At 65.4% G+C, this 21180-nt stretch carries 20 protein-coding genes and 2 pseudogenes; 13 read left to right on the top strand and 9 right to left on the bottom strand.

The features are described 5' to 3' along the window. Nucleotides 1-195: 195 nt before the first annotated feature. The 4 genes and pseudogenes from OXS49_RS16695 to OXS49_RS16680 form a co-directional block, all read right to left on the bottom strand. Nucleotides 196-1287 carry a DUF1963 domain-containing protein gene (locus tag OXS49_RS16695; protein WP_267425727.1) on the bottom strand — a complete coding sequence of 364 codons (1092 nt, stop codon included), beginning with the start codon at nucleotides 1285-1287 and terminating at the stop codon, nucleotides 196-198. 376 nt (nucleotides 1288-1663) lie between these two features. Beyond that, nucleotides 1664-2062 (bottom strand): annotated as a pseudogene (locus tag OXS49_RS16690) (MFS transporter); the annotation flags it as partial. Next, entirely contained in the window at nucleotides 2061-3140 is a 1080-nt protein-coding gene (locus OXS49_RS16685; protein ID WP_267425725.1) for an IS630 family transposase, read from the bottom strand. The gene OXS49_RS16685 and the pseudogene OXS49_RS16690, both read right to left, overlap by 2 nt. Before the next feature lie 67 nt (nucleotides 3141-3207). After that, nucleotides 3208-4035, bottom strand: a pseudogene (locus OXS49_RS16680) (MFS transporter); the annotation flags it as partial. 174 nt (nucleotides 4036-4209) lie between these two features. On the opposite strand from OXS49_RS16680, the gene OXS49_RS16675 reads away from it, so the two are divergent. The 6 genes from OXS49_RS16675 to OXS49_RS16650 all read left to right on the top strand — a co-directional run bounded on the left by OXS49_RS16675 (nucleotide 4210) and on the right by OXS49_RS16650 (nucleotide 9352). Beyond that, complete coding sequence (locus tag OXS49_RS16675; RefSeq protein WP_267425724.1) at nucleotides 4210-5007, top strand: helix-turn-helix transcriptional regulator; 798 nt, start codon at nucleotides 4210-4212, stop codon at nucleotides 5005-5007. 334 nt (nucleotides 5008-5341) lie between these two features. Continuing rightward, a complete protein-coding gene (locus tag OXS49_RS16670; protein ID WP_267425723.1) occupies nucleotides 5342-6175 on the top strand; it encodes an AraC family transcriptional regulator in 834 nt (277 codons plus the stop codon). Nucleotides 6176-6254: 79 nt separating this feature from the next. After that, nucleotides 6255-6947 carry a hypothetical protein gene (locus tag OXS49_RS16665; RefSeq protein WP_267425722.1) on the top strand — a complete coding sequence of 231 codons (693 nt, stop codon included), beginning with the start codon at nucleotides 6255-6257 and terminating at the stop codon, nucleotides 6945-6947. Next, nucleotides 6947-8626, top strand: coding sequence for an FAD-dependent monooxygenase (locus tag OXS49_RS16660; RefSeq protein ID WP_267425721.1), 1680 nt, complete (start codon nucleotides 6947-6949; stop codon nucleotides 8624-8626). The genes OXS49_RS16665 and OXS49_RS16660 overlap by 1 nt, the downstream gene beginning before the upstream one ends. Beyond that, nucleotides 8619-8915 (top strand): antibiotic biosynthesis monooxygenase, encoded by a 297-nt coding sequence (locus OXS49_RS16655; RefSeq protein ID WP_267425719.1) that lies wholly within the window; start codon nucleotides 8619-8621, stop codon nucleotides 8913-8915. Before OXS49_RS16660 ends, OXS49_RS16655 begins: the two co-directional genes overlap by 8 nt. Next, a complete protein-coding gene (locus tag OXS49_RS16650) occupies nucleotides 8912-9352 on the top strand; it encodes a cupin domain-containing protein (RefSeq protein ID WP_267425717.1) in 441 nt (146 codons plus the stop codon). The genes OXS49_RS16655 and OXS49_RS16650 overlap by 4 nt, the downstream gene beginning before the upstream one ends. 150 nt (nucleotides 9353-9502) lie before the next feature. On the opposite strand, the gene OXS49_RS16645 is transcribed toward OXS49_RS16650, so the two are convergent. Beyond that, nucleotides 9503-9808 carry a hypothetical protein gene (locus OXS49_RS16645; protein WP_267425715.1) on the bottom strand — a complete coding sequence of 102 codons (306 nt, stop codon included), beginning with the start codon at nucleotides 9806-9808 and terminating at the stop codon, nucleotides 9503-9505. A 302-nt stretch (nucleotides 9809-10110) separates the two neighbouring features. On the opposite strand from OXS49_RS16645, the gene OXS49_RS16640 reads away from it, so the two are divergent. The 3 genes from OXS49_RS16640 (at nucleotide 10111) to OXS49_RS16630 (ending at nucleotide 12600) form a co-directional block, all read left to right on the top strand. Continuing rightward, a complete protein-coding gene (locus OXS49_RS16640) occupies nucleotides 10111-10383 on the top strand; it encodes a hypothetical protein (RefSeq protein ID WP_267425713.1) in 273 nt (90 codons plus the stop codon). Nucleotides 10384-10613: 230 nt separating this feature from the next. Continuing rightward, nucleotides 10614-11993, top strand: a complete 1380-nt coding sequence (locus OXS49_RS16635) for an inorganic phosphate transporter (protein ID WP_267425711.1) — start codon at nucleotides 10614-10616, stop codon at nucleotides 11991-11993. 43 nt (nucleotides 11994-12036) lie between these two features. Beyond that, nucleotides 12037-12600, top strand: coding sequence for a S1/P1 nuclease (locus OXS49_RS16630; protein ID WP_267425710.1), 564 nt, complete (start codon nucleotides 12037-12039; stop codon nucleotides 12598-12600). 204 nt (nucleotides 12601-12804) lie between these two features. Here OXS49_RS16630 and OXS49_RS16625 read toward each other — a convergent pair whose 3' ends face one another. Next, nucleotides 12805-14310, bottom strand: a complete 1506-nt coding sequence (locus OXS49_RS16625) for an FAD-dependent oxidoreductase (protein WP_267425709.1) — start codon at nucleotides 14308-14310, stop codon at nucleotides 12805-12807. Nucleotides 14311-14355: 45 nt separating this feature from the next. On the opposite strand from OXS49_RS16625, the gene OXS49_RS16620 reads away from it, so the two are divergent. Together OXS49_RS16620 and OXS49_RS16615 are read left to right on the top strand one after the other, a co-directional pair. Next, nucleotides 14356-14835, top strand: a complete 480-nt coding sequence (locus OXS49_RS16620) for a MarR family winged helix-turn-helix transcriptional regulator (protein ID WP_267425708.1) — start codon at nucleotides 14356-14358, stop codon at nucleotides 14833-14835. 398 nt (nucleotides 14836-15233) lie between these two features. After that, complete coding sequence (locus tag OXS49_RS16615) at nucleotides 15234-16001, top strand: site-2 protease family protein (RefSeq protein ID WP_267425707.1); 768 nt, start codon at nucleotides 15234-15236, stop codon at nucleotides 15999-16001. A 155-nt stretch (nucleotides 16002-16156) separates the two neighbouring features. Here OXS49_RS16615 and OXS49_RS16610 read toward each other — a convergent pair whose 3' ends face one another. Then, on the bottom strand, nucleotides 16157-16420 hold the full coding sequence (locus OXS49_RS16610; protein WP_267425706.1) for a hypothetical protein: 264 nt from the start codon (nucleotides 16418-16420) through the stop codon (nucleotides 16157-16159). Between the two features lie 136 nt (nucleotides 16421-16556). On the opposite strand from OXS49_RS16610, the gene OXS49_RS16605 reads away from it, so the two are divergent. Then, on the top strand, nucleotides 16557-17987 hold the full coding sequence (locus tag OXS49_RS16605; RefSeq protein ID WP_267425705.1) for an IS1182 family transposase: 1431 nt from the start codon (nucleotides 16557-16559) through the stop codon (nucleotides 17985-17987). A gap of 276 nt (nucleotides 17988-18263) precedes the next feature. Here OXS49_RS16605 and OXS49_RS16600 read toward each other — a convergent pair whose 3' ends face one another. Next, a complete protein-coding gene (locus tag OXS49_RS16600) occupies nucleotides 18264-19154 on the bottom strand; it encodes a LysR family transcriptional regulator (protein WP_267425703.1) in 891 nt (296 codons plus the stop codon). 105 nt (nucleotides 19155-19259) lie between these two features. Here OXS49_RS16600 and OXS49_RS16595 point away from each other — a divergent pair, with 105 nt between their 5' ends. Beyond that, entirely contained in the window at nucleotides 19260-20123 is an 864-nt protein-coding gene (locus tag OXS49_RS16595) for an NmrA family NAD(P)-binding protein (protein WP_267425701.1), read from the top strand. Between the two features lie 330 nt (nucleotides 20124-20453). On the opposite strand, the gene OXS49_RS16590 is transcribed toward OXS49_RS16595, so the two are convergent. Beyond that, nucleotides 20454-20945, bottom strand: a complete 492-nt coding sequence (locus OXS49_RS16590; RefSeq protein ID WP_267425700.1) for a hypothetical protein — start codon at nucleotides 20943-20945, stop codon at nucleotides 20454-20456. Between the last annotated feature and the right edge of the window lie 235 nt (nucleotides 20946-21180).

Raw genomic sequence — 21180 nt, 5'->3', positions numbered from 1 at the left:
GATCCCGCCATGGTGGCGGGCGCCTTTGAATGACTGGGTTGGGTGGATTTCTGTCGGTCAGCTTCCGGGCGGCAATGTGTGAAAGCGGACATCGTCTTCATGCCCGCTCACGATCCATCTCGGACTCTGGAGATGTCCGCTTCAAAGTAAAACGCCGATGTCGTTCATCACTCCGAGGATCACCGATACCGGGCTCTATGTCTGCTGATACACAGTCTGTGCTCGCTCGAAGCGCCGGGCACGCAGGTCGTCTTCATGCAGGAACACGTAGGTGTTGCCGTCGCCCTCGAATAGCGACTCCATCAGCCGCGTACCCCCATGATGTTCGTTGCCGTAAGAGAACAGGTGCCGCCACGGCGTTTGACCGGGCTGCGTGATCGGCTTTGCACGCACACCCTCGACGGTGATCTCCTCCTCGGGATGCCCCTGAATGTCTTCCGGCCAGCCGCCAAGTTTGTCGCCGAAGTTCATCACGTCACCGTCTGCTCCCACGTCTGACGCGCTTGGGTAAAACCCCGGCTGGCAGTCCAACCAGTCGTAGACGGCATCTGCCTCTACGGTGCCGTGTGGGTACGCGGATTTCCAGTGCTGCGGCACGCTGAACCTCGACGACGGGTGCAGGCGCTCCGCCATGATCCGTTCGCTCCAGGGTACGTCGCCGCTGGGGCTCATGAGCGCCTCTAGGGCCTCGCAGTGGGCGACGAGGCGCGGAGGCGGCGATGTGCGCACGAGTTCGGCAACGGGCTGGTCGTGCCAGAACACCCAATGCGCGCCGGTCGCTCCATCCCAAGTCGTGTCGTTGAAGATGCTGAGGAGCCCTGTGCGCGGCAATTCGGAGTCAAACCCCGCTTCCCGGATCAGAAACGCAAGATCGAGTTGGGCGACGAAGGCAAGCGGCATCGGCTCGGATAGGGCGACGCAGCGCGTTTCGTACTCGGCCGTGACCCTATCCAAGTCTTCGGATGTAATCTGTCTCTGATGCGGCCCCCGGGGCTCGCGCATCATACCCTCGTACATCGTACGCATGCGCTCGGCCCCACGTCGCAATTCGGCGACCTTGCGCTCGGCGTCCGGGTAGGCGGGACGCTCGGGCCAAGTGAAATTAGCGGGCAGGTCTGGATAGCCACCGATCTTGCTCACGCCTGTAGGAAGTGGATCATCAAGCACCTGCTGGCGGACGAAGAGCACGACTGGCCGAACGGTCGCCTTCACAAGCTGGACGTCGAGCGGCACCTCCATCTCGCTCAGCGACTCGTCGAGGTCGTCAAGGCTGGGAAAGGTCGGCACGGGTACCTCCGGGTGATATTGTGTCCACAATACCCCGTATCATCGAGTTCGACGACGCAAAGCTTCGTGCGCGTGAGGCCATGACTACGAGGCGGAACGTCTGCTTGCGGGCGACGAGACAAATCACGCAAACCACCCTGGGCCGAAGTTGCCAGTCGGCCTGACGAATGGCTGCTTTCAGGAAACGCCGACGGTGGTCCGCATAGCCGACCTGAGTCGGAATCAGCCGCAAACGGCGGTTTGCTAAAGGCGCACCCATACTGGACTCGCAGCACCGGTTCCCGGCCGCATACCCAAACCGAACCAGCGGGGTTGGCCGCCTAGGGTGATTTGCATACGTTCCCTATGAAACCGAAGAAGTAGCCGTTCGGCCGCCTCAAGCCATTCGGCGTGTCCCTCGCGCATCCATCACCGCCAGCGCCGTTGCTGCCAGAGCCAGTGGCGCGAATGAGACCCAGAGGACCGTGTCCCAGCCATAGCTCGTCAGCAGACCGCCGGATGAGAACGAACCCAGGGCCACCGCCCCGAAGACGATGAAGTCGTTGACCGACTGCACCCGTGTCCGCTCCTCCGGGCGATGACACTCCAGCACGAGGGCGGAGGCCCCTACGAAGCCGAAGTTCCAGCCGAGGCCGAGGAGGATCAACGACAGCCAGAAATGAGTCACGTCGATACCGGACAGCCCGACGATGGCGGACGAGCCCGTCAGGGTAAGACCGGCCGCCACGACGCTGGAAGCACCGAAGCGCGTAATTAGCCGTCCTGTGAAGAAGCTAGTGGTGCGAGTCTAACACTTGGTGCCCGCGCTTTGCGGCCTGGATGATGCGATCCGGGTCGGCGGTCCAGACGAAGGGCTTCGGATTGCCGTTACTCTCGGCGATGAAGCGTTTGATGGCGGCCTGCACCTCGATCAGCGATCCGAACACGCCCCGTCGGAGCCGGCGTTTTGCGAGCTTGGCGAAGAAGCCCTCGACGGCATTGAGCCACGAGGCTGAGGTCGGGGTGAAGTGGAAGGTCCAGCGCGGGTGGCGGTCGAGCCAGGCACGGACCTTCGGGTGCTTGTGGACGGCATAGTTGTCCAGGATCGCGTGGACGATCTTGCCCGCCGGAACCGCCGCCTCGACCGCGTTGAGGAAGCGGATGAACTCCTGATGCCGGTGGCGCTGCATGCAGCGGCCGATCACCTTGCCCTCCAGCACGTCCAGGGCGGCAAACAGGGTCGTCGTGCCGTGGCGCTTGTAATCGTGAGTGCGCGTCGTCGGCTGGCCCGGCTTCATCGGCAACGGCTCCTGCGTGCGGGCGAGCGCCTGGATCTGGCTCTTCTCGTCGACCGAGAGCACGACGGCGTGGGCCGGCGGGTCGATGTAGAGCCCGACGACGTCGCGCAGCTTGGCGGCGAAGGCCGGGTCGGTGGAGAGCTTGAACTGCCGGACCCGATGCGGCTGTAGGCCGTGCCCCCGCCAGATCCGCTGCACCGACGAGACGCTGATGGCCGCGGCCTTGCTCATGGCGGCGGCCGTCCAATGCGTGGTCTCGCCGGGTGGTTCTCCTTGCGTCAGAGCCACCACGCGCGCCGCCACCTCCGGCCCCAGCGGCGGGATGCGCGCCGGTCGCGTCTTGTCCCGAAGGAGCCCATCGACGCCCTCCTGCGCGAAGCGGTCCTGCCAGCGCCAGACCACCGTCTTGGACACGCCCGCCTCACGCATGATCGCATGCGTCCCCAGCCCATCGGCGCTCAGCAGCACGATACGGGCGCGCCAGACGTGCTTCTGCGACGTGTTTCGATCCGCCACGAGTGCTTCGAGCCGAAGGCGATCCGAGGTGGAGAGCGTGAAAGAGATGCCACTGCGCATCCCGCCAGACTCGCAGGATGGGCCTCAAACCGAAACCCCACACGGACTCAACCGTCAGGGCTCAACCACTAGGACCGTACATGGCGATCACGTGCCACTGGAGACCGAGGTTCGCATCCTCTTGGGCGTGGCCGCACAGGCGCATGGCTAGCGGCGCGGCCGTCATCACGAAGTTCATCAGCAGGTAGGACACGGCCCCACAGATCACTGCGATGATGAAGCGCGGCTGAGCCAGGATCGCCGCCAGAGGCCGCCCGCCGTCGAGATCCTCCGCAGTGGGTCGCGGCAGGCGGACGCCGGAGAGGACAATGGCTGCCAGAACAGCGACCGCGGCTTGAGCCAGGAAGGTGGCGGCGAACTGGTAGGGCGGCCACAGGTCCATGGTGTAGGTGACGAGCTGCGGGCCGATCACCCCCGCAAAAATCCCGCCCGCCATAACGGTGGACAGCGCGCGCGGGCGCCGCCCCGGCGGGACGCACTCCGCCGCTGCGAAGCGGAAGGAGAAGACCACGGCGGCGTAGGCGCCCCCGAAGAACATGGCGGCGCTGAACAGCCAGAAGTTAGCAGCCAGGATGGCCCAGGCCGACAGTAGCCCGACGAGCACGCCGCAGCCCGTCCCGGTCATGAAGGCCGCGTTCCGGCCGTAGCGGCGGGCAATGCTGCCGGCCGGCAGGGAGCAGGCGGCCATCCCGACGACGAAGATCGAGATCGGCAGGGTCGCTAGGACCTTGCTCGGCGCCAGCATGTTGCCGACGACCGCACCGGTCGAGAACACTACGACCGAGTTCGCTCCGGCGAGCGCCTGTGCGACTGCCAGCCGTAAGATATTGGCCGTTCCAGATTGGGCAACGGAAGCGGGTGCGCGTTCAGCGGTCAACGTGGAGGCTTGGGGCATCGGACGCTCGGGTTTCGGCAGACAGCTTCCTCGTGCCCACAGGTCGGCAGCACGAGAGATCGAACTTGGAGGGCCGGGTTCGGTAGGCTGAGCGGGCCATAGATGGGCGCAGCTCGTCCGTATCTCGACGAGATGCCAATTCGTGTAGAATGGCTGCCAACCTGAGGACCGGCGATGGTGTGGGAGCCGATCGAGGTGCCACCTGGGCTGGTGCCGCCCAGGCCGATCACCGTGCGCGCGCAGACCATCCCGGCGCGCGGGTACTTCGCCGAGCATGCACACCGCTGGCATCAGATTGTCTACGCCACCTCAGGTGTGCTCACGGTAGCCGTTGAGGGGCGTTCCTTCGTGATCTCGCCGGAGCAAGCCGTGTGGGTGCCGACTGGTGTCCGGCATCGGGTTGGATCGCTCTTGGGCGCTCAGTTCCGCAGCCTGTGGGTTGCCGACAAGGTCGGGCGCGACGTAGCGGAATGTCCGACGGTGTTCGCCGTGCAGCCGTTGCTGCGAGCCCTGATCTTGGAGGTGGTGGCGATTGAGGGGGCAGAGGACGATGACGGCTATGCCGGCCGCGTCACCACCCTGATCCTTGATCAGTTCCGACGGGCCTACTCTGTGCCGGGAGCGCTACCCTGGCCGCGAGAAGGCCCATTGGTCAGTCTCTGCGAAGCCCTCTACGCCGATCCGGCAGATGCCCGCGGACCGGACGAATGGGGGCGTGAACTCGGGTTGTCAGGGCGGACTTTGGCGCGGCGGTTCGAGACTGACATCGGCATGAGCCTGCGGTCTTGGCGGCGACGCCTGCGCTTGTTGAGGGTCGTCGAACTGATGGGCGGGGGCTTGAGCGTGACCGAGACCGCGATGCAGCTCGGCTACGGCTCGACTTCCGCGTTCGTGTACGCGTTCCGCACAGAACTCGGGAGCAGCCCGCAAGCCTACATGCGCGAGCAGGTGGTAGATCGGCCCAGGCGCTAATGAACCGGCTGCATCACTAAGCGAGGAAACGTCTTCGGAGACCTCGTCCTTACAGAAGCTGCTTCGGGTCGGAAACAGCTATGAGGGTCGGTTCGTTAAAGGCGGACCCATAGCGAACCGGCGGTGCCGGTCTTCATACGCCTACCCAAACCGAACTAGCCGGATCGGCTGCCAAGGGTGGTTTCCTGCCCAACCGCTTTTGACCGGCGGATGCATCGAAGCGGACATCAGTTTGCTCTCTGCCGGAGCGCCTCCAGACTTCGGGGATCTCAGCTACTAGTGTCCTGGCAGGGCGGCCAGCGGGACGTTGACCGCCTGCTCGGAGTGAGCTCTCATGGCTGGTCTCGTCGCTGCTGTCCGTCAGACCTCGGCCCTGGTTCGCGACGCGCCGGCGCGCCTGATCCACCGCGTGCGGCACGGCGACGATCACATCCGGATGGATCCAGCCAACGCCGTCACCATCGTCATGAATCTGAGCGAGTCGCATTCGGCCCGCTGCCGGTTGGACGGACGGGCGGCCACAACCGAACCGTTCGTCGGCGCGGTGACGCTGGTGCCACCCGGCAGTCCGGCAGCCTTCACGCTGACCGGCACCGCGAACGTCCTGATGATGCAGGTGCCCTGGTCGAGCGTCCGCCAAGTGGCTGAGACTGAGGGGCGCGATGCCGCTCGCGTCGAGGTGCGGCCGCGCATCGCCTTCGACGACCCCGTTCTGGCGCATCTCCTCTACGCCGCAGCTGCGACCCCGGACGGCGAGGTGGAACCGGTCGAGCCTGTCATCGTACGCCTGCTGGCCGCGCACGACACGCGGCATCGCGCCGGGGTCCCCGCCCTCGGTGGATTGACGCCGAACACCCTGCGCCGCGTGCGCGCCCGCGTCGAGGCCAGCCCGGAGGACCCGCCGAGCTTGGACGAACTCGCCACTGAGGCCGGCCTCAGCATGTTCCACTTCGCCCGTGAGTTCCACCGATCGACCGGATCGCCGCCGCACCGCTTCATCCTACGGCGACAACTCGACCGCGCCACCATGCTGCTCGCCGACCGGAACATGGCCGTGGCTGACGTCGCCGCGGCCGCCGGCTTCGCCCACGCGAGCCATCTCGCGCGCCACCTGCGGCGGCGCACCGGCCTGTCGCCCGACGCCTTCCGGACCCGCATCCTGCCCTGATCGTAGCAAGAACGTGCTCGCATCCTTCGGCACCGGGCGATCACACTGGCAGCCTCTCGACAGCCAGGGACGACCCGACATGCCCGAGCAGGCCGACATCGACTTTCCCGCCCGTGCCCATATCGGGGACCGGACGCTCGCCAACGCCGACATCCGGGACATCGAGCTGGCGCGCGCCCGCCGCGCCCTGGCCTACCTCAAGGCTCGGATTGGCAATACTGGCATGCGCGAGCTGCTGAGGGACGATCTGGACCGCGCCCGGGCGCAGAACCGCGCCTGGGTCGAGGCCTCGGGCGGGCGCTGGAAGTCCGGCACCGTCGAGCTCGTCGTGCCGGGCCCCAGGGCGGCGGCCTTCCACGCCTTCTTCATGGCCATGATGAAGGAGGACCGGCAGTCCGAACTCCGGGCTGCCCATCCCGAGCACTTCATGAACGTCCCGCTCGGCCCCCACGCCGAGGTCATCGAGAATGTCGGGCAGGACGACCTACCCTGGTTCATCCGCCTCACCTTCACGGCGTCAGACGCGGAGTTCCCGACCCCTTGGGACCCGGCCTACCCGGCCGAGCACCGGCTCGGCGCGATCATCAACGACGCCGACGGCCAACGCATCGGCTCGGCCATCCATGAGATGCGCGACGCCGAGGACGGGCTGCACGTCAAGCTAAGCATCCATTTGCCCGAGGCGGCGCCGGACGCCCTGGTCACCGGGCACTTGCACCACTTCAGCGTCGAGTTCCGGAACTGGACCCGAGCGGCGATGGAGGCGGCGTGATGGTGGGGACCACGACGAGCCGGACGGACTGCGACGTCCTCGTGGTGGGGGCCGGGCCGACTGGGCTCATGGCCGCCACGCTGCTCGCGCGCCGCGGCGTGCGGGTGCGGATCCTCGATGCCCGCAGCGAAGCCTCGCGCGAGTCCCGCGCCTTTGCCATCCAGGCGCGCACGATGGAGCTGTTCCAGCAGATCGGCCTCGTGGACACCTTCCTCGACCAAGGTATCGTTAACCCGGGGATCGACTTCTTCGTGGGCGGTCGACGCGTCGGCGGCTTCGACTACGACCGCGCCGCCTCGCCGGACACGCCGTACCCGTTCATCTTCCTGCTGCCGCAATCCCGGACGGAGGCCATCCTGATCGACGACCTCTCCCGGCACGGCGTCATGGTCGAGCGGGACGTGACCGTGACGGGGCTCGATCAGGACGGGGGCGGCGTCACCGTCCACGCGGACAGCGCATCGAGCGGCTCGATCGAGGTCCGCGCGCGCTACGTGATCGGCGCCGACGGAGCCCACAGCGCGGTGCGCAAGGTGCTGGGTCTCACCTTCGCGGGTGCAAAGTATGCCCCGACCTTCCTGCTCGCGGATTGCCGCATCGACTGGCCCGCGGGAAGCGGCCTCGACCACGACCGCTTCCGCGTGTTCCTGCATGGTGCCTCGGTCGCCCTGTTCCTGCCGCTGAACGGCACCCGGTGCTCACGCGTCATGGCGACGGACCACAGCGGCCGTGTTGATGCCGGTGGTGAAGCCGCAACGCGTCTAGGCCTGCCCGAGCTGGAACGGGCCTTCTCGGAGGCGGCGGGCTTGGCCGTGCGGCTGTCCGAACCGGCCTGGACGACGCGCTACCGCGTGCATCACCGGGGCGTCGACCATTACGGGCGCGGTCGCGCCTTCCTGGCGGGCGACGCCGCCCACATCCACTCGCCGGCCGGCGGCCAGGGCATGAACACCGGCCTGCAGGACGCCGCCAACCTCGCCTGGAAACTCGCGGCGGTGATCCGCGACAGGTCGCCGGCCGATCTGCTCGACACCTACGACGCCGAGCGTCGACCGGTCGGACAGCAGGTCGTGGATACCTCCGACCGGATGTTCACGGCAGTGGCCGGCCAGACCGGCTGGGAGGCAACCATCCGCGACTGGCTCGCCCGGCCCGTCTCGGCCGCCATCGCGCACCTCGACGCAGTCCAGCACCGCGCGTTCCGGCGTCTTGGGCAGTTGGAGATCGCCTACCCGGTCGGCAGCTACGTCGGGGACGGAGCGAGCGCGTTGGGACATTCGGGCCCCCAGGTGGGCCATCGGGCGCCAAACGCCGCCGTCTCGCGCGACCAAAGCGTGTTCGACCTGACCACCGGCTACGGCTTCACCGTGCTGGCCTTCTCGCGCAAGGCGCTGGAGCGGGACATGCGTCACCGCATTGTCGACGAGCTCGATGCCCTCCGGCGAGACGGCGTCACCGCCTATCTTATAGCCCGCAACGCGATCGGGCGCGACGGGCGCAGCGTCGCCGCCACATCGCCCGACGCGTTCGATAGATACGGACTGCGTGAGAGGGACGGGCAGGCGATCTACGTGATCCGCCCGGACGGCTACGTCGCCTGGCGCGGCGAGGGTCTCGATGTGGCTGGTTGCGGACGCTTCCTCGAACGGCTCGCACCGAAGGCTGTGTCCCATGGATAAGCGCGCGGTCTGGTCGACCTTCAGGGCCAAGCCCGGTCGGGAGGATGAGGTCGAAGCGTTCCTGGAAGCCTGCGCCGCCGGCATCGCCGGCGAGCGGGGTACGACGACGTTCTTCGCGCTGCGGCTCGTCGACGGGCGCTACGCCACCTTCGCCGACGACGCGGCCTTCCAGGCGCATCTCACTGGGCCGACGGCCCTTACGGTCATGGACCGGGCGCATGACCTGTTCGCCGACGGCGTCGACATCGTGCAGGCACAGGTTCTTGCCGCCAAGGAGCCTGAGCGATGACGGAACACACGAAGAGCGCCGAACTCATCCGCATCGGTGGGCTCACGCTGCGCTTCCTCCAGGACCGGCACAGCACGGGCGGGGCGCTCGACCTGTTCGAGATGACGGTTCAGCCCGGGGCCGCGATGCCGGTGGCGCACTATCACGAGACCTGGGACGAGACCGTCTACGGCCTGTCCGGCACGACGTGGCGCATCGCGGGACAGGACGTGCCGGTCGGTCCAGGTGAGTCCGTCTTCATCGCGCGCGGCGTGGTCCATGGCTTCCGCAACGACGGCAATGGCGAAGCCACGTGTCTGAGCCTGCTTACGCCGGGCGTACTCGGGCCGGAATACTTCCGGGAGATGGCCACCCTCGCGGAGGGAGCAATCCATGATCCCGCCGCCATGAAGACTGTAATGGAGCGGTACGGCCTGATCCCGAGTGAGAATGGCTGACGCGGAAACCTTTTCTCGAATGATGGCGTCCGCCATCCACCCGACCTAGACCTGCGGAAGCAGCGACATCGTCGTGGGTGGTCGAAAGCAGTCGGACAGCCTCGGGGCGCCACCGAGGATGCAGAAAGGACTTCAGCTGGGCCTTCCTTATCAGTGCGCCGGCGATTTCCCGGCGGCACCGGAGGAATGCTTCTTCTTTTTACGCTTGCCGGTCCGCAGAACCACCTCCGCGTTATCTTCGGCGACGCGCTCGGCCAACGCGAAGTTATGCAGCTCCGGCGTCCCATCCTGGTTCGCTGACGACGCTTCGGTCACGGCAAAGAAGGCCGCACGCACGATCTCCTTCTTGCTCGCCTCTGGATGCCGCTCCCGGACGGCGGCGCGGATCGCCTTCGGCTTCATGCCCGGCACCGCGATGCTGCGCAGCGTCGCGGTGATCTCCTCGATGGAGGTCATGCAGTCTCCTCGGCTCTGAAAAAGGGTCGAGCTGCTACCTTTAACCTATGTGACGCTCCGATGACACGGCCACACGCCGCGCTTCTCGTTCGGCCCACCTTGTTCACGCCTGTGTGAAGCCATATCGAACCCCTACGTTCCTTCCCGAGACCGGAACGCACTCAGGGCGCGCCTCTCCGCGAGGCGGCGCCGCTTTTTATCGCCCCTCTGGACGCCGTAGCCGGCAAGCTCGCCGGAAAATGTAGCCGATCGTCTGGAGCCGTAGCTCTGCGGTCGTCGTCTTGTCGCGGATACACACCTAGATGGCCGACATGGCAAAGCGGCCGATGACCCTCGACCTGTTCGCCACCCTCGACATCATCGACGATGATGTTTCGGCGGTCGTGGATGCCTATTTGGCTGATACCACATCCCGAAACGTGGCGTTCGGGGAGGGCTATAGCATCGACCCCGCGGCCGCGGTGGCCGCCCATCCGTTTGCCCGCACCTTGATGGGCCAACCTTGGGCCGACGAGGAGCTTCGGCGCGCGGCTGTGCGAGCCGCCATCCTGCTAGCCGAGCCCGAGCGAATTTGAACGTATGCGCGGCGATGCCGCGAACTTTGGAATTCGACCACTGGCAAGTAGTTCATAGATCGCTTGTGCCGGGCAACCGGCATCCCGCCCTTCGTAGCAGACGGAGGTTTGGACGCAACGATCCACGGGCGAGGATGTGAAGCGGCCCTCGTCCTCTGCCGCCTCAGGCCGTCGTGCAAGTGTCATGACATCGGAGCGACATCGGCGGCTGTCGCTGCCGAGAGGTCGTTTTGCTCGCTTCCCTGACGCCAGGCTCCCCGACCACCTTGAGCCTGATCCTCGGCTGCCTCGTCCTGGCGCTCGTCTTCGAGTTCTCGAACGGCTTCCACGATGCCGCCAACGCTGTCGCCACGGTGATCTACACCCACTCGCTGAAGCCCTTCCCGGCCGTCGTCTGGTCCGGCCTGATGAACTTCGCGGGCGTCATCCTCGGCGGCATCGCCGTCGCCTACGCCCTCGTCGAACTGATCCCGCCCGACGCGCTCACCCCGCCGAACGGCGGCGCCGCGGTGGGCATGCTCGCCGCTCTGTTCGTCTCCGCTCTGTCCTGGAACATCGGCACGTGGTGGCTGGGCATCCCGAACTCCTCGTCACATGCGCTGATCGGTTCGCTCATCGGCATCGCCGTCGCCGACACCTTCCTGCACGGCCGCGGCCTCGCACAAGGCGTCGATTGGCACCAAGTCTGGGACGTACTTGCCTCGCTGCTGGTCTCGCCGTTGCTCGGCTTCGGCCTGGCGCTGCTGGTGTTCCAGTTGCTGAAGCGCGCCGTGCACGACCGGCACCTCTACGAGCCGCCGAAGGAGGGACAGCCGCCAGTCTGGTGGATGCGCGCGCTGCTGATCTTCACCTGCACCGGCGTTTCGTTCGCCCACGGGACCAACGACGGCCAGAAGAGCATCGGCCTGATCATGCTGACCATCATCGGCCTGTATCCGGCCGAGTACGCGCTCAACCCGCAGATGACCCAGCCGCAGATCGCGCAGGTCGCGTCGGACTTGAACCTCGCGGCCGACCTCATCGCCCGCTTAGGCAACGACCGGAAGAGCGAGGGTGCTCAGGCGGCCCACGAGATCCATAATCGGCTCGAACGGATTGGCAGCCTGGGCGACGTGGCGGCCGACGAACGGACCGTGATCCGCGACCGCCTCAACCGCGTCCTCACCGAGCTGAAGGCGGTCGAGGACAACGGCGCGACGCCCGAAGCCGACAAGAAGACCGCCGAGGCGCTCCATGGCCGGCTCGGTCGCACTGTGCAGTACGCCCCCTGGTGGGTCCGCATCGTCAGTGCGCTGTGCCTCGGGCTCGGCACGATGATCGGCTACAAGCGCATCGTGCGCACGCTGGGCGAGCGGCTGGGCAAGCAGCACCTCGTGCCGGCGCAAGGGGCCGCGGCGGAGCTGGTTGCCGCGGGCCTGATCGGCGGGGCCGGTATCACAGGCTTCCCGGTAAGCACCACGCACGTCGTGACGGGCGGCATCGCGGGGACGATGGTGGGGTCGGGCGCGGGCGTGCAGCCGGCGACCCTGTGGCAGATCGCGACGGCCTGGGTTCTCACCCTGCCCGCGACGATCGTCTTGTCGGGGACGATGTTCTACCTGATGTCGTGAGATTAGCATCATGAGTGCTACAACTGACGGCCGGATCTTCGGCATGGTCCGTTCCCTGTCGCTCGTCGTTCTCGCAGGTGCGGCCGTCAGCCTCACTTCGGCAAGAGGTGCCAATGCTTGGGGAGACGAGGGACACCGCATCGTCGGCCGCATCGCCCTTTCGCTCCTGACGCCGCAAGCCCGGAGGCAAGTCGACGCGCTTCTCGCCGCAGACACGGATACGCTTACGGCCCCGGATTTTGTCGCGCGCACGACCTGGGCCGATCACTGGCGCGACTCGGACCGCAACACCACGAAGATCCGCTACACCGCCACACAGCAGCGGCATTTCGTCGACATCGAGCTCACAGCGCCCGACCTCGCCCAGGCCTGCGCGGGATCGCCGCTTCCCGCCGGCAGCCCAGCCAGCATCGAGCTTGCGCAGGATTGCGTCCTCGACAAGGTTCGGCAGTTCGCAGCGGAACTCGCCGATCAGGAGACCGCTGGGCCTGAGCGCATTCTGGCGCTGAAGTATCTCTTGCACTTCACCAGCGATCTGCATCAACCGCTGCATGCAGCCGACAACCACGACGGCGGCGGCAACGACGTTCCGCAACCAAACAGTTAGGTGCCCGTTCACCCGGAACCGCTGCGACGCACAATTGTTGCTGCACCGCACGTCTCAACAGCGTGCTGTCCCTAGTGGGCGTTTCCTCCCTAGACTGGCCGCTCCCCTGTGGGGCGGCCTTTTTTGATAGCCTGATCCAATCCTATCCCTGATGTGGCTCGGTACTTTTAGGGTATGTGAAAGGAGACCCTCGCGGCTGGTCCGTTATGGATGTGCCTTCAGACCGACTGTCTGTAGGTAGCCGTTCAGATCAGCGACGTGCTCAGCCGAGACGACAGCGCCGATGTAGCCGTCCGGCCTTACCAGAACCCAATCCCCGCTTCCGAGACCATAGGCGTCGCGGAAATGGCCGCGCGTGTCGATCAGATCGCCGCGGGCGCCGATGGCATGGATGCGCAGACCTTGTTGCGGTGCTTGGGCCGCGCGATCCGTCTCGTAGCCGATCAGCGTCCAGTGCGGACCTTTGAGGAGGTCGAAAACGCGCACAGCCTTACCACCGACACCCATTAGTGGCGCGTCCGGGGCGCGATCACCCGCGAGGATGCCGCCGTGGCGTTCAGGGGCCTCAAAGGCCAGAGAAGAGGTTGGATAGGCGAGATCGAGTTGCTGCACTATGCGGCCCCGGCGCATGTCGCCGCGCTTGGCCGCTTCAAGCAGCCCCGTGGACAGCCCCAGCATCGCCGCCGCAATCGGTCGTCGCTCCTCCTCGTAGGTGTCCAGCAGGGCGCCAGGCGCGCCGGCCAGTACCGCTGCCAGCTTCCAGCCGAAGTTGTAGGCATCTTGCACGCTGGTGTTCAGCCCTTGTCCGCCGGTCGGTGGGTGGATGTGCGCCGCGTCACCCATCAGGAAGACGCGGCCCGTGCGGTAGCTGTCGGCCAGCCGCGCGTTCATGGCGTAGGCGGACGCCCACGACACGTTGTGCACCACGATGTCGAACCCCTCCAGGGCCCGGTCCGTGATGAACGCCTGCAACCCCGCGACGGACAGGTCCGGCTCGCCCTCGGCGGAGATTGGGGCCTGCAGTTGGAACAGATCCGTCTTAGCCAGCGGGCACAGCGCTAACTGGCGCGCCATGTCGCCCTCGTTGAAGCGATGCCACATCGCGCGGTCGAGACCCGACAGGCGCAGGTCAGCCACCACGGCGCGCACGCCGAGCGTCTTACCGGGGAACCCGGTGCCCAGAGCATGGCGCACGAACCTACGGCCGCCATCAGCACCGATCAGGTAACGCGCTCGGATCGTGTGCTCGCCGCCAGCATCAGTGACCTTGGCTGTGACGCCTTCAGCATCTTGGTCAAAGCTCGTCAGTGCGCAGTCGTAGTATGGCCGGTGACCCAGTTCGGCTAGACGCTCGCGCATCACCTGCTCTGTGCGCCCCTGCATCACCATCAGCGGAGCGCTGTATGGCTCATCGGGTGCGGGCTTCCCGTCGATGAACATCGCCTCGTCTGTGTAGGTGCCGTCTGGCCGGTATGTCCGCTGGTTGGGATAACGGCCGCCGACCGCCGCGATGCGATCGACGATGCCAAGGTCCTCGAAGATTTCGAGCGTGCGAGGCTGGATACCCTTACCGCGCGAGCCTCCGAACGGAGCCTGCGCCTTCTCGATCAGGCGGAAGTTCACGTCACGTCGGGCGAGATCGATGGCGAGGGCCAGTCCCGCTGCACCAACCCCGCAGATGAGCACGTCGGTGGTGAATGGGTTTGTCATAGCGACCTCTGTATGTGTATGATGCACATAAATCCGAGGATCGCGATGTCGTCAATAGAAAACGTGCAAAATGCACATATCGGCGTGCAGATCCGCACGCTGCACGCCGCGCTACTCGACATTGTGGCGGTGATGAACCGACCGCAGCGCGACGAGGCGATGGTCCGCGCGGCGGGCATTCCGCTCGACCGCGCGCTGTTTCCCTTGCTGGTCAGCATCGAGCGGTTCGGCCCGATCGGCGTGGTTGATCTCGCGGACCGGGTTGGCCGCGACTACACGACGGTCAGCAGGCAGGTCGCCAAGCTCGATGAGTTGGGTCTCGTGCGGCGGCAGGCGGGCGCTGCGGACGGGCGGGTCCGCGAGGCCGTCGTGACGCCTCAAGGCAAGGCCATGACGGACGCTGTCGATGCCGCGCGGGAGCGGTTGGGTCAGGCGATCTTGGCCGATTGGGAGCCACGGGACGTGGGCGAGTTGGTTCGGTTGATGAGTAAGTTCGCCGAAGCGCTCAACTCAGCGCCAGAGTGATCATCTGACCAGACCCCGAGTCTGAGGCGCCTGACCCACACGGTTCGATTGGGGTATGGGAGTGGGAACCGGCGGTTTCAGTTCGGTATGGGTCCGCCCTTAGCGAACCGCCGTTTGCAGCCGGTTCCGACCCTTAGCCGACCCTATTGGGCAGGCACTTGCGACGCCGAACCAGCCGTTCGCCAATCGGCCAGCAGCGGAACTCCGAGCGCCAAGACAGCTAGCAGGACGCAGGCAATGACGAAGCATACAGCCCGCCAGCCGCCCCGGACGCGGGCTCCCAAGGCGCTGGCGAGCAACGCCAGAACTAGCGTCACGGGCCAGTAGACGGCACCCATGACAATGAGGATGATAGGAAGGGTCATCGACCCTGCTATAGACGGTGAGACACCCGCAAGGTGCAGGCCTTTCAGAATATTCTCGGCGATCCCGAACAGGGATCCCTGCTTTTCACGTCCTCGGTTGGGCTTCTTGTCAGCCTCGTGCTCGGCATCCTGGTGCACGAGGCCGGACACGCCGTCGTCGGTCGCCTCACCGGCTCTCGCATCCGTTTGATCCGTATCGGTCGAGGACCGGTGCTCTTCCGCATACCGCTCGGCTTGGGCCTTTTGGTCTGGCGCCTGTTCCCAACCAGCGGTGCTGTCGCAAGCTATCGGCCGCTCGTGACCGTGCGGAGGGCGCGACTCATGCAGATTGCAGGCGGCAGCTTCGCCAACGCTCTGATTGCCGTCGTGCTTGCCGCCGTTCTGCCATCGCCGACTGATCCGGTGATGCATCCGGTGCTGACGCCCGTGCTTCTCATCCAAGCTGGTTTCGCCATCCTCAACCTTGGCGTCGTTATCGGGCCTGGACGGAGAGGTACGACAGATGGCGGTCTGTTCCTGGCGGCGCTGCGGCAACCGCCAGTTGCGACGGATCATGTGCTCACGCGGTTGTATGCGACGCGCGTGACCAACCTCACGCCCGATCTACCCTCGGAACCACCGTCCGCTCTCGCTGCCGTGGTCCTACATGCGCTGGTGATCGGCACGCCCGAGGCGACCTACACGCACTTGGAAGCCCTTGGCGCAGCGCAGGCGCCACGTCAGGGGGCACGTCTTCGCGAAAGGCTGCTGGCACAGGGCGGCCTAACGCACCGGGAGCGTGCCGCACTGCGCAACGCCTGATCGACAGGCGTTCACCCAACTGTTGGTGCGTTTCAGCGGCTCGCTAGGTGGACCGACAAGCGTCGGCTTCCACGCAGATTGAGCCAGAAGTAGACCGTCGCAAAATCACCCCCGAGCGGCCATTCGGCTTCCGGCCCGAGCGGAAGCTCAGAGGATCATCGTTCCGGGAGCGTGGCGATCAATTCGGAAGCGAGAGAGCGATCCTCCTCGGGTGAAGCTTGAACGGCTGTGCGCACCATCGCTGCGGTTGCCGGATTGCTCTGAGCAGCCTCAAGCACTGCTCGGCCGACCGCAGCTTGCATCCTCCCCAGCGATGGCGGCCCCGCCCGATGAGCAGCGCCGGGCTGGAAGAGCATGTAGAGGATCGTCGCCAATAGGACGATGACGCCAAGGAGGGCGACGAGGATTGCGATCTTCATGCAGCCCCTTATCACGAGCGGCCATAGCTCCGACGTCAGGATAGAGCGGCTACAACCGTCCTAAAGTCTGCTTCCCATCGAGGCTGTGTGAAAACGCCCTGTTGTGCTACCTTTTCGGGAGCGCTGGAGGGGTCGAATGGGCCGTTTCATCGAAGGTTGCGAGCGGCGCCAAGCGCTTCTTCTAGCGGACTGCGTCGACGACTATGTCGGCGAGGAGAACCCGGTCCGAGTGATCGACGTCTTCGTCGATGAACTGGACCTTGCCACACTCGGCTTTGAAGGCGCGGCTGCGACAGGGCGGCCCGGCTACCACCCGGGGACGCTCCTGAAGCTCTATCTCTACGGTTACATGAACCAGGTGCAGTCGAGCCGACGCCTCGAGCGCGAGGCAGGCCGCAATGTCGAGGTCATGTGGCTGACCGGTAAGCTTGCCCCCGACTTCAAGACGATCGCGGACTTTCGACGCGACAACGGCGAAGCAGTTCGGGCGGCGTGCAAGCAGTTCGTCGTCCTGTGTCGGGAGATCGGCCTCATCGCCGGCGGCACCGTGGCCGCGGACGGCAGTCGGTTCAAGGCCGTGAATACGCGCGACAAAAACTACACGCCCGGCGCGATCCGCCTTCGCTTGGCGCAGGTGGAGGCGAGCATCGAGCGCTATCTCGATAAGCTCGACACCGCCGACCGGCAGGAGGCAGACGTCGCCGAGATGCGCACCACGCGCCTGAACGAGAGGATCGAGGCGCTTCGCCAGCAGATGCGCACGCTGCAAGCCATGGCGCACGAAGTCGAGACAGCGCCCGACCGTCAGATCTCGCTGACCGACCCGGACGCCCGTGCCATGGCCACGAACGGCAAGGGCACGGGCCTCGTCGGCTACAACGTCCAAGCGGCCGTCGATACGGACAGCCATATTGTCGTGGCGCATGAGGTCACGAACCTCGGCCATGATCGCACCCAACTCGCCAATATGGGCCGGCAGGCGAAGGACGCGACCGGGGTCGAACACCTGACGATCCTCGCTGATCGCGGCTACTTCTCAGGAGCGGAGGTCCTGGCCTGCGAAGAGGCGGGCGTCACACCGATCTGCCCAAAGCCTTTGACCTCGGGGGCCAAGGCGGAGGGGCGCTTCGGCAAACCGGACTTCCTCTACGATGCGCCGAGCGACACCTATCGGTGCCCTGCCGGCGAGACCCTCATCAAGCGCACGACCACCGTCGAGAACGGTCTCGTTCTGAACCGCTACTGGTCGAGCCACTGCCGATCATGCGCGTTGAAGCCCGGCTGTACGACCGGCAACGAGCGACGGGTGACGCGCTGGGAGCACGAGCATGTCGTAGAAGCCATGCAGGATCGGCTCGACCGCAGGCCGGACGCTATGCGCATCCGGCGACGGACCGTCGAGCATGTGTTCGGCACGATCAAGGACTGGATGGGACGCGGTCACTTTAAGATGCGGAGGCTTCCGAACGTCGGGACGGAGATGAGCCTCCACTTCCTCGCCTACAACGTGAAGCGGGCCATCGCCCTGCTCGGAGCGCCAGGGCTCATCGCCGCGATGCGGGGATGAGCCGAGAACGGCTCGCTCCGCCCGTTACCGCTTCCGCCACAACGCGTTTCCACACAGCCTCCATCCATAGCAGCCGATCAGCATAGTTCGTTTTGGGTATGCGATCGGGAACCGGCGCTTTCAGTTCGGTATGGATGCGCCTTTAACGAACCGCCGTATGCAGCTGTTCCGACCCAACTCGGACGCCTCCAACGACACAAGGTTTTTCTGTTAGCGGACATGCTTGGGGAGGCAAGTTCAGCTACTCACGTCGATCGCAGGCCTGAGGAACCTCGATCAGGCGGTCATGAAGGCCGCAAGCTCCTCCGACGTGCCTTGGGGAAACGTCTGCCGCAGATGGTCCAGAAAGGCGGATACGCGGGCGCTGAGAAGGCGACGTGTCGGGTAGAGCGTCCATAGCGCCGTGGGAGGCAGATCGACGTCGCCCCAATGGATGAGGTGGCCCGCTGCTATATCTTGGCTGATCAGTGAGTAGGGAAGCGCTGCAGCGCCGACGCCCGCTCGTACCGCATCTCGGACCATAATGGGCGAGGATAGCCGAAGGATCGGCTCGAAGGCGATATGCGACCGCCCGCCATCCTTTATCACGGTCCACCCATTGCCGCCGCCTGCGCCTCGCATCACCGCCCGCACGATCTCGCCTTCGTTCAGGCGGACGAAACGAGGGCTCGCCGCGACTACGAGCCTATCGCGCAGGAAAGCCCGCCCAACCAGACCCTCGTTGGTTTTTGGATTAACCCGGATCACGAGGTCATACCCTTCCTCGATCATATCCACTTCCCGATCGTCGGTCGTGACCTCCAATTGGATTTCTGGGTAGCGCAAAGCGAACTCGGCCGCGATCCGACCCATCGCTATCTGCGAGAAGAGCAACGGTGCGCTGATGCGCAGGCGACCGCGCGGCGTTCCACCGCCCGAGGCGATCACGGCCGCCGTATCATCGAGTTCACTGAGCAAGGCATAGGTTCGCTCGAACAGCGCCCGGCCTTCCTCGGTCAGCTTGATCGTGCGCCCGCCCCGCTCGAACAGACGCAGGCTCAGGGCCTCCTCCAATTCCGTGACACGGCGCGACAGCGTGGCCTTTGGGCGTCCGGCGGCACGGGAGGCTTTGCCGAACCCGCCATGCTTCGCGACCAGGGTGAAATCAGCGAGGGCAAGGAGGTCCATACGTTCCACTCACGAGACAGAGCGTCTAGATATAAAGCCTATCAGCATCGTTATGGATCGCTAATTTGGGTCTCAGCCAAACGGCTCAGCCCAAGGAGCAGACCAATGACCATCCTTGTTACCGGTGCCACCGGCCGCGTCGGCCGCAACGTTGTCGAGCAGCTCACCAAGCGCGGCGCGAGCGTACGCGTCCTCACCCGCGATCCGGCGAAGACCACTTTCAACGGGGATGTGGAGGTGGCGAAAGGCGACCTGCTCGACCTCGACGCCCTGCGGAACGCCTTCACCGGCGTCCGCACGCTGTTTCTGCTGAATGCGGTGACGGGGGACGAGTTCACCCAAGCGATCATTGCCCTGAACGCTGCCCGCGCCGCAGGCATCGAACGGGTCGTCTACCTGTCGGTGTTCGACGCCGACCGCGCCGTCAACGTCCCGCACTTCGCGGTGAAGTTCGGGGCCGAGCGCATGCTGGAGGCGATGGGCTTCAGCGCCACGGTCCTGCGGCCGAGCTACTTCATCGACAACGAGGTCATGATCAAGGACGTGATCATGAACTACAACGTCTACCCCATGCCGATCGGGTCGAAGGGCGTCGCCATGGTCGATGCACGCGATATCGCCGAGGTCGCTGCGATCGAACTGATCCGCCGCGACCAAGCACCGGGCAAGCTACCGAGCGAGACCATCAACCTCGTGGGTCCCGACACGCTGACCGGCGCGGACGCAGCGGCGATCTGGACCGAGGTCCTGGGCCGCCCGGTGGCTTATGGCGGCGACGATCCGAGTGGGTTCGAGGCGAACATGGCGACGTTCATGCCGAAGTGGATGGCCTACGAGATGCGCCTGATGGCCGAGCGCTACGTTAGCGACGGCATGATCCCGGAAGCGGGCGACCGCGAGCGGCTGACCGGCATCCTCGGCCGCCCGCTGCACACCTACCGTGACTTCGCCGCCGCGCTGGTTGGCTAAGTAACATCGACTGCCAGGGCAGTCGTCTCCTTTGCGGCACTGATTGGCGAGGGCGAGGCTCCAACCTCGTCCCAAGCCCCAACGCTGCTGCTTCGAGGTCCGCCACTCCTGGCTGATGTCAGCTTCCCCTTGATGCTACCTGGAACCGGTCGGACTGCTTTTCGCCCTTAGCAGCAATTCCACCTAGTTCGGTTTGGGTATGCGAGCGGGAACCGGTGCTTTCAATTCGGTATGGGTGGGCCTTTATCAAACAGATACTCCCGGCCTCTTCCGACCCGACTTCGCCGCTGGCAGCATCCAGTACCGCTCCCGAAAGCGGTCGTTCGTCGCTTACGATGTCATGCGCGGATCGACGTATTGCTTCAATACGGCGAGGTTTGCGAAAGGCGCAGGCCACAACATGATCCGGTAGTGATCGTCCCCATCGAGCCGGTCTTCGCTCAGGGTCTGCAGCCCGCCGTGATAGGCCCTAACCCGGTACGCGCCCGGCGAAACCACCAGGATATCGATTGATCCTCCGGTGCACTCGTGGATTTCGAGCCTGCCTGACGGTAGGTTGAGACTGGCCTCAGCCACATGATCCCATGCGTCGAGGTCGAGGTCCGGCGGTTCGTGCGTGATCTCGACCTCGACTGGCACATCCATATCGCGTTCGGGCTGAATGACCACCACGAACGGAGCTGTCTTAATACGGCGGACTGTATCCTCCTCGGTGTACTCGGTCGGCGCATCCGGACTCGCCCCGTGATCCCACAGGTAAAACTGATGGTAGTCGGCGAAGATGCTGTAGCGCTTGATCATGTCGATCTCGAAATCCACCATGCGTCGAAGTTCGCTACCACGACGGGTCTAAAGGCGCATTGTCGGACACCCGCGAGTGGTCGTGAGGCGGCGCATCGGTGACGGCAGCTTTGGTGCTCTCTCCGCTCGGGAACGGCCCGGCACGAACCCACCCATAGCAGCCGATCCAGCCCGTCCAACTTGTGTGGAGATGGGAATTGGTGCCATCAGTTCGGTATGGGCGCGCCTTTGGCGAACCGCCGTTCGCGGCTGCTTC

It is taken from the genome of Methylobacterium sp. GC_Met_2 (assembly GCF_026540795.1).
In the GTDB taxonomy this organism is placed as follows: Bacteria; Pseudomonadota; Alphaproteobacteria; order Rhizobiales; family Beijerinckiaceae; genus Methylobacterium.
The sequence above is the reverse complement of the archived record's forward strand: the minus strand, read 5'-3'. Positions and strand labels throughout refer to the sequence as shown.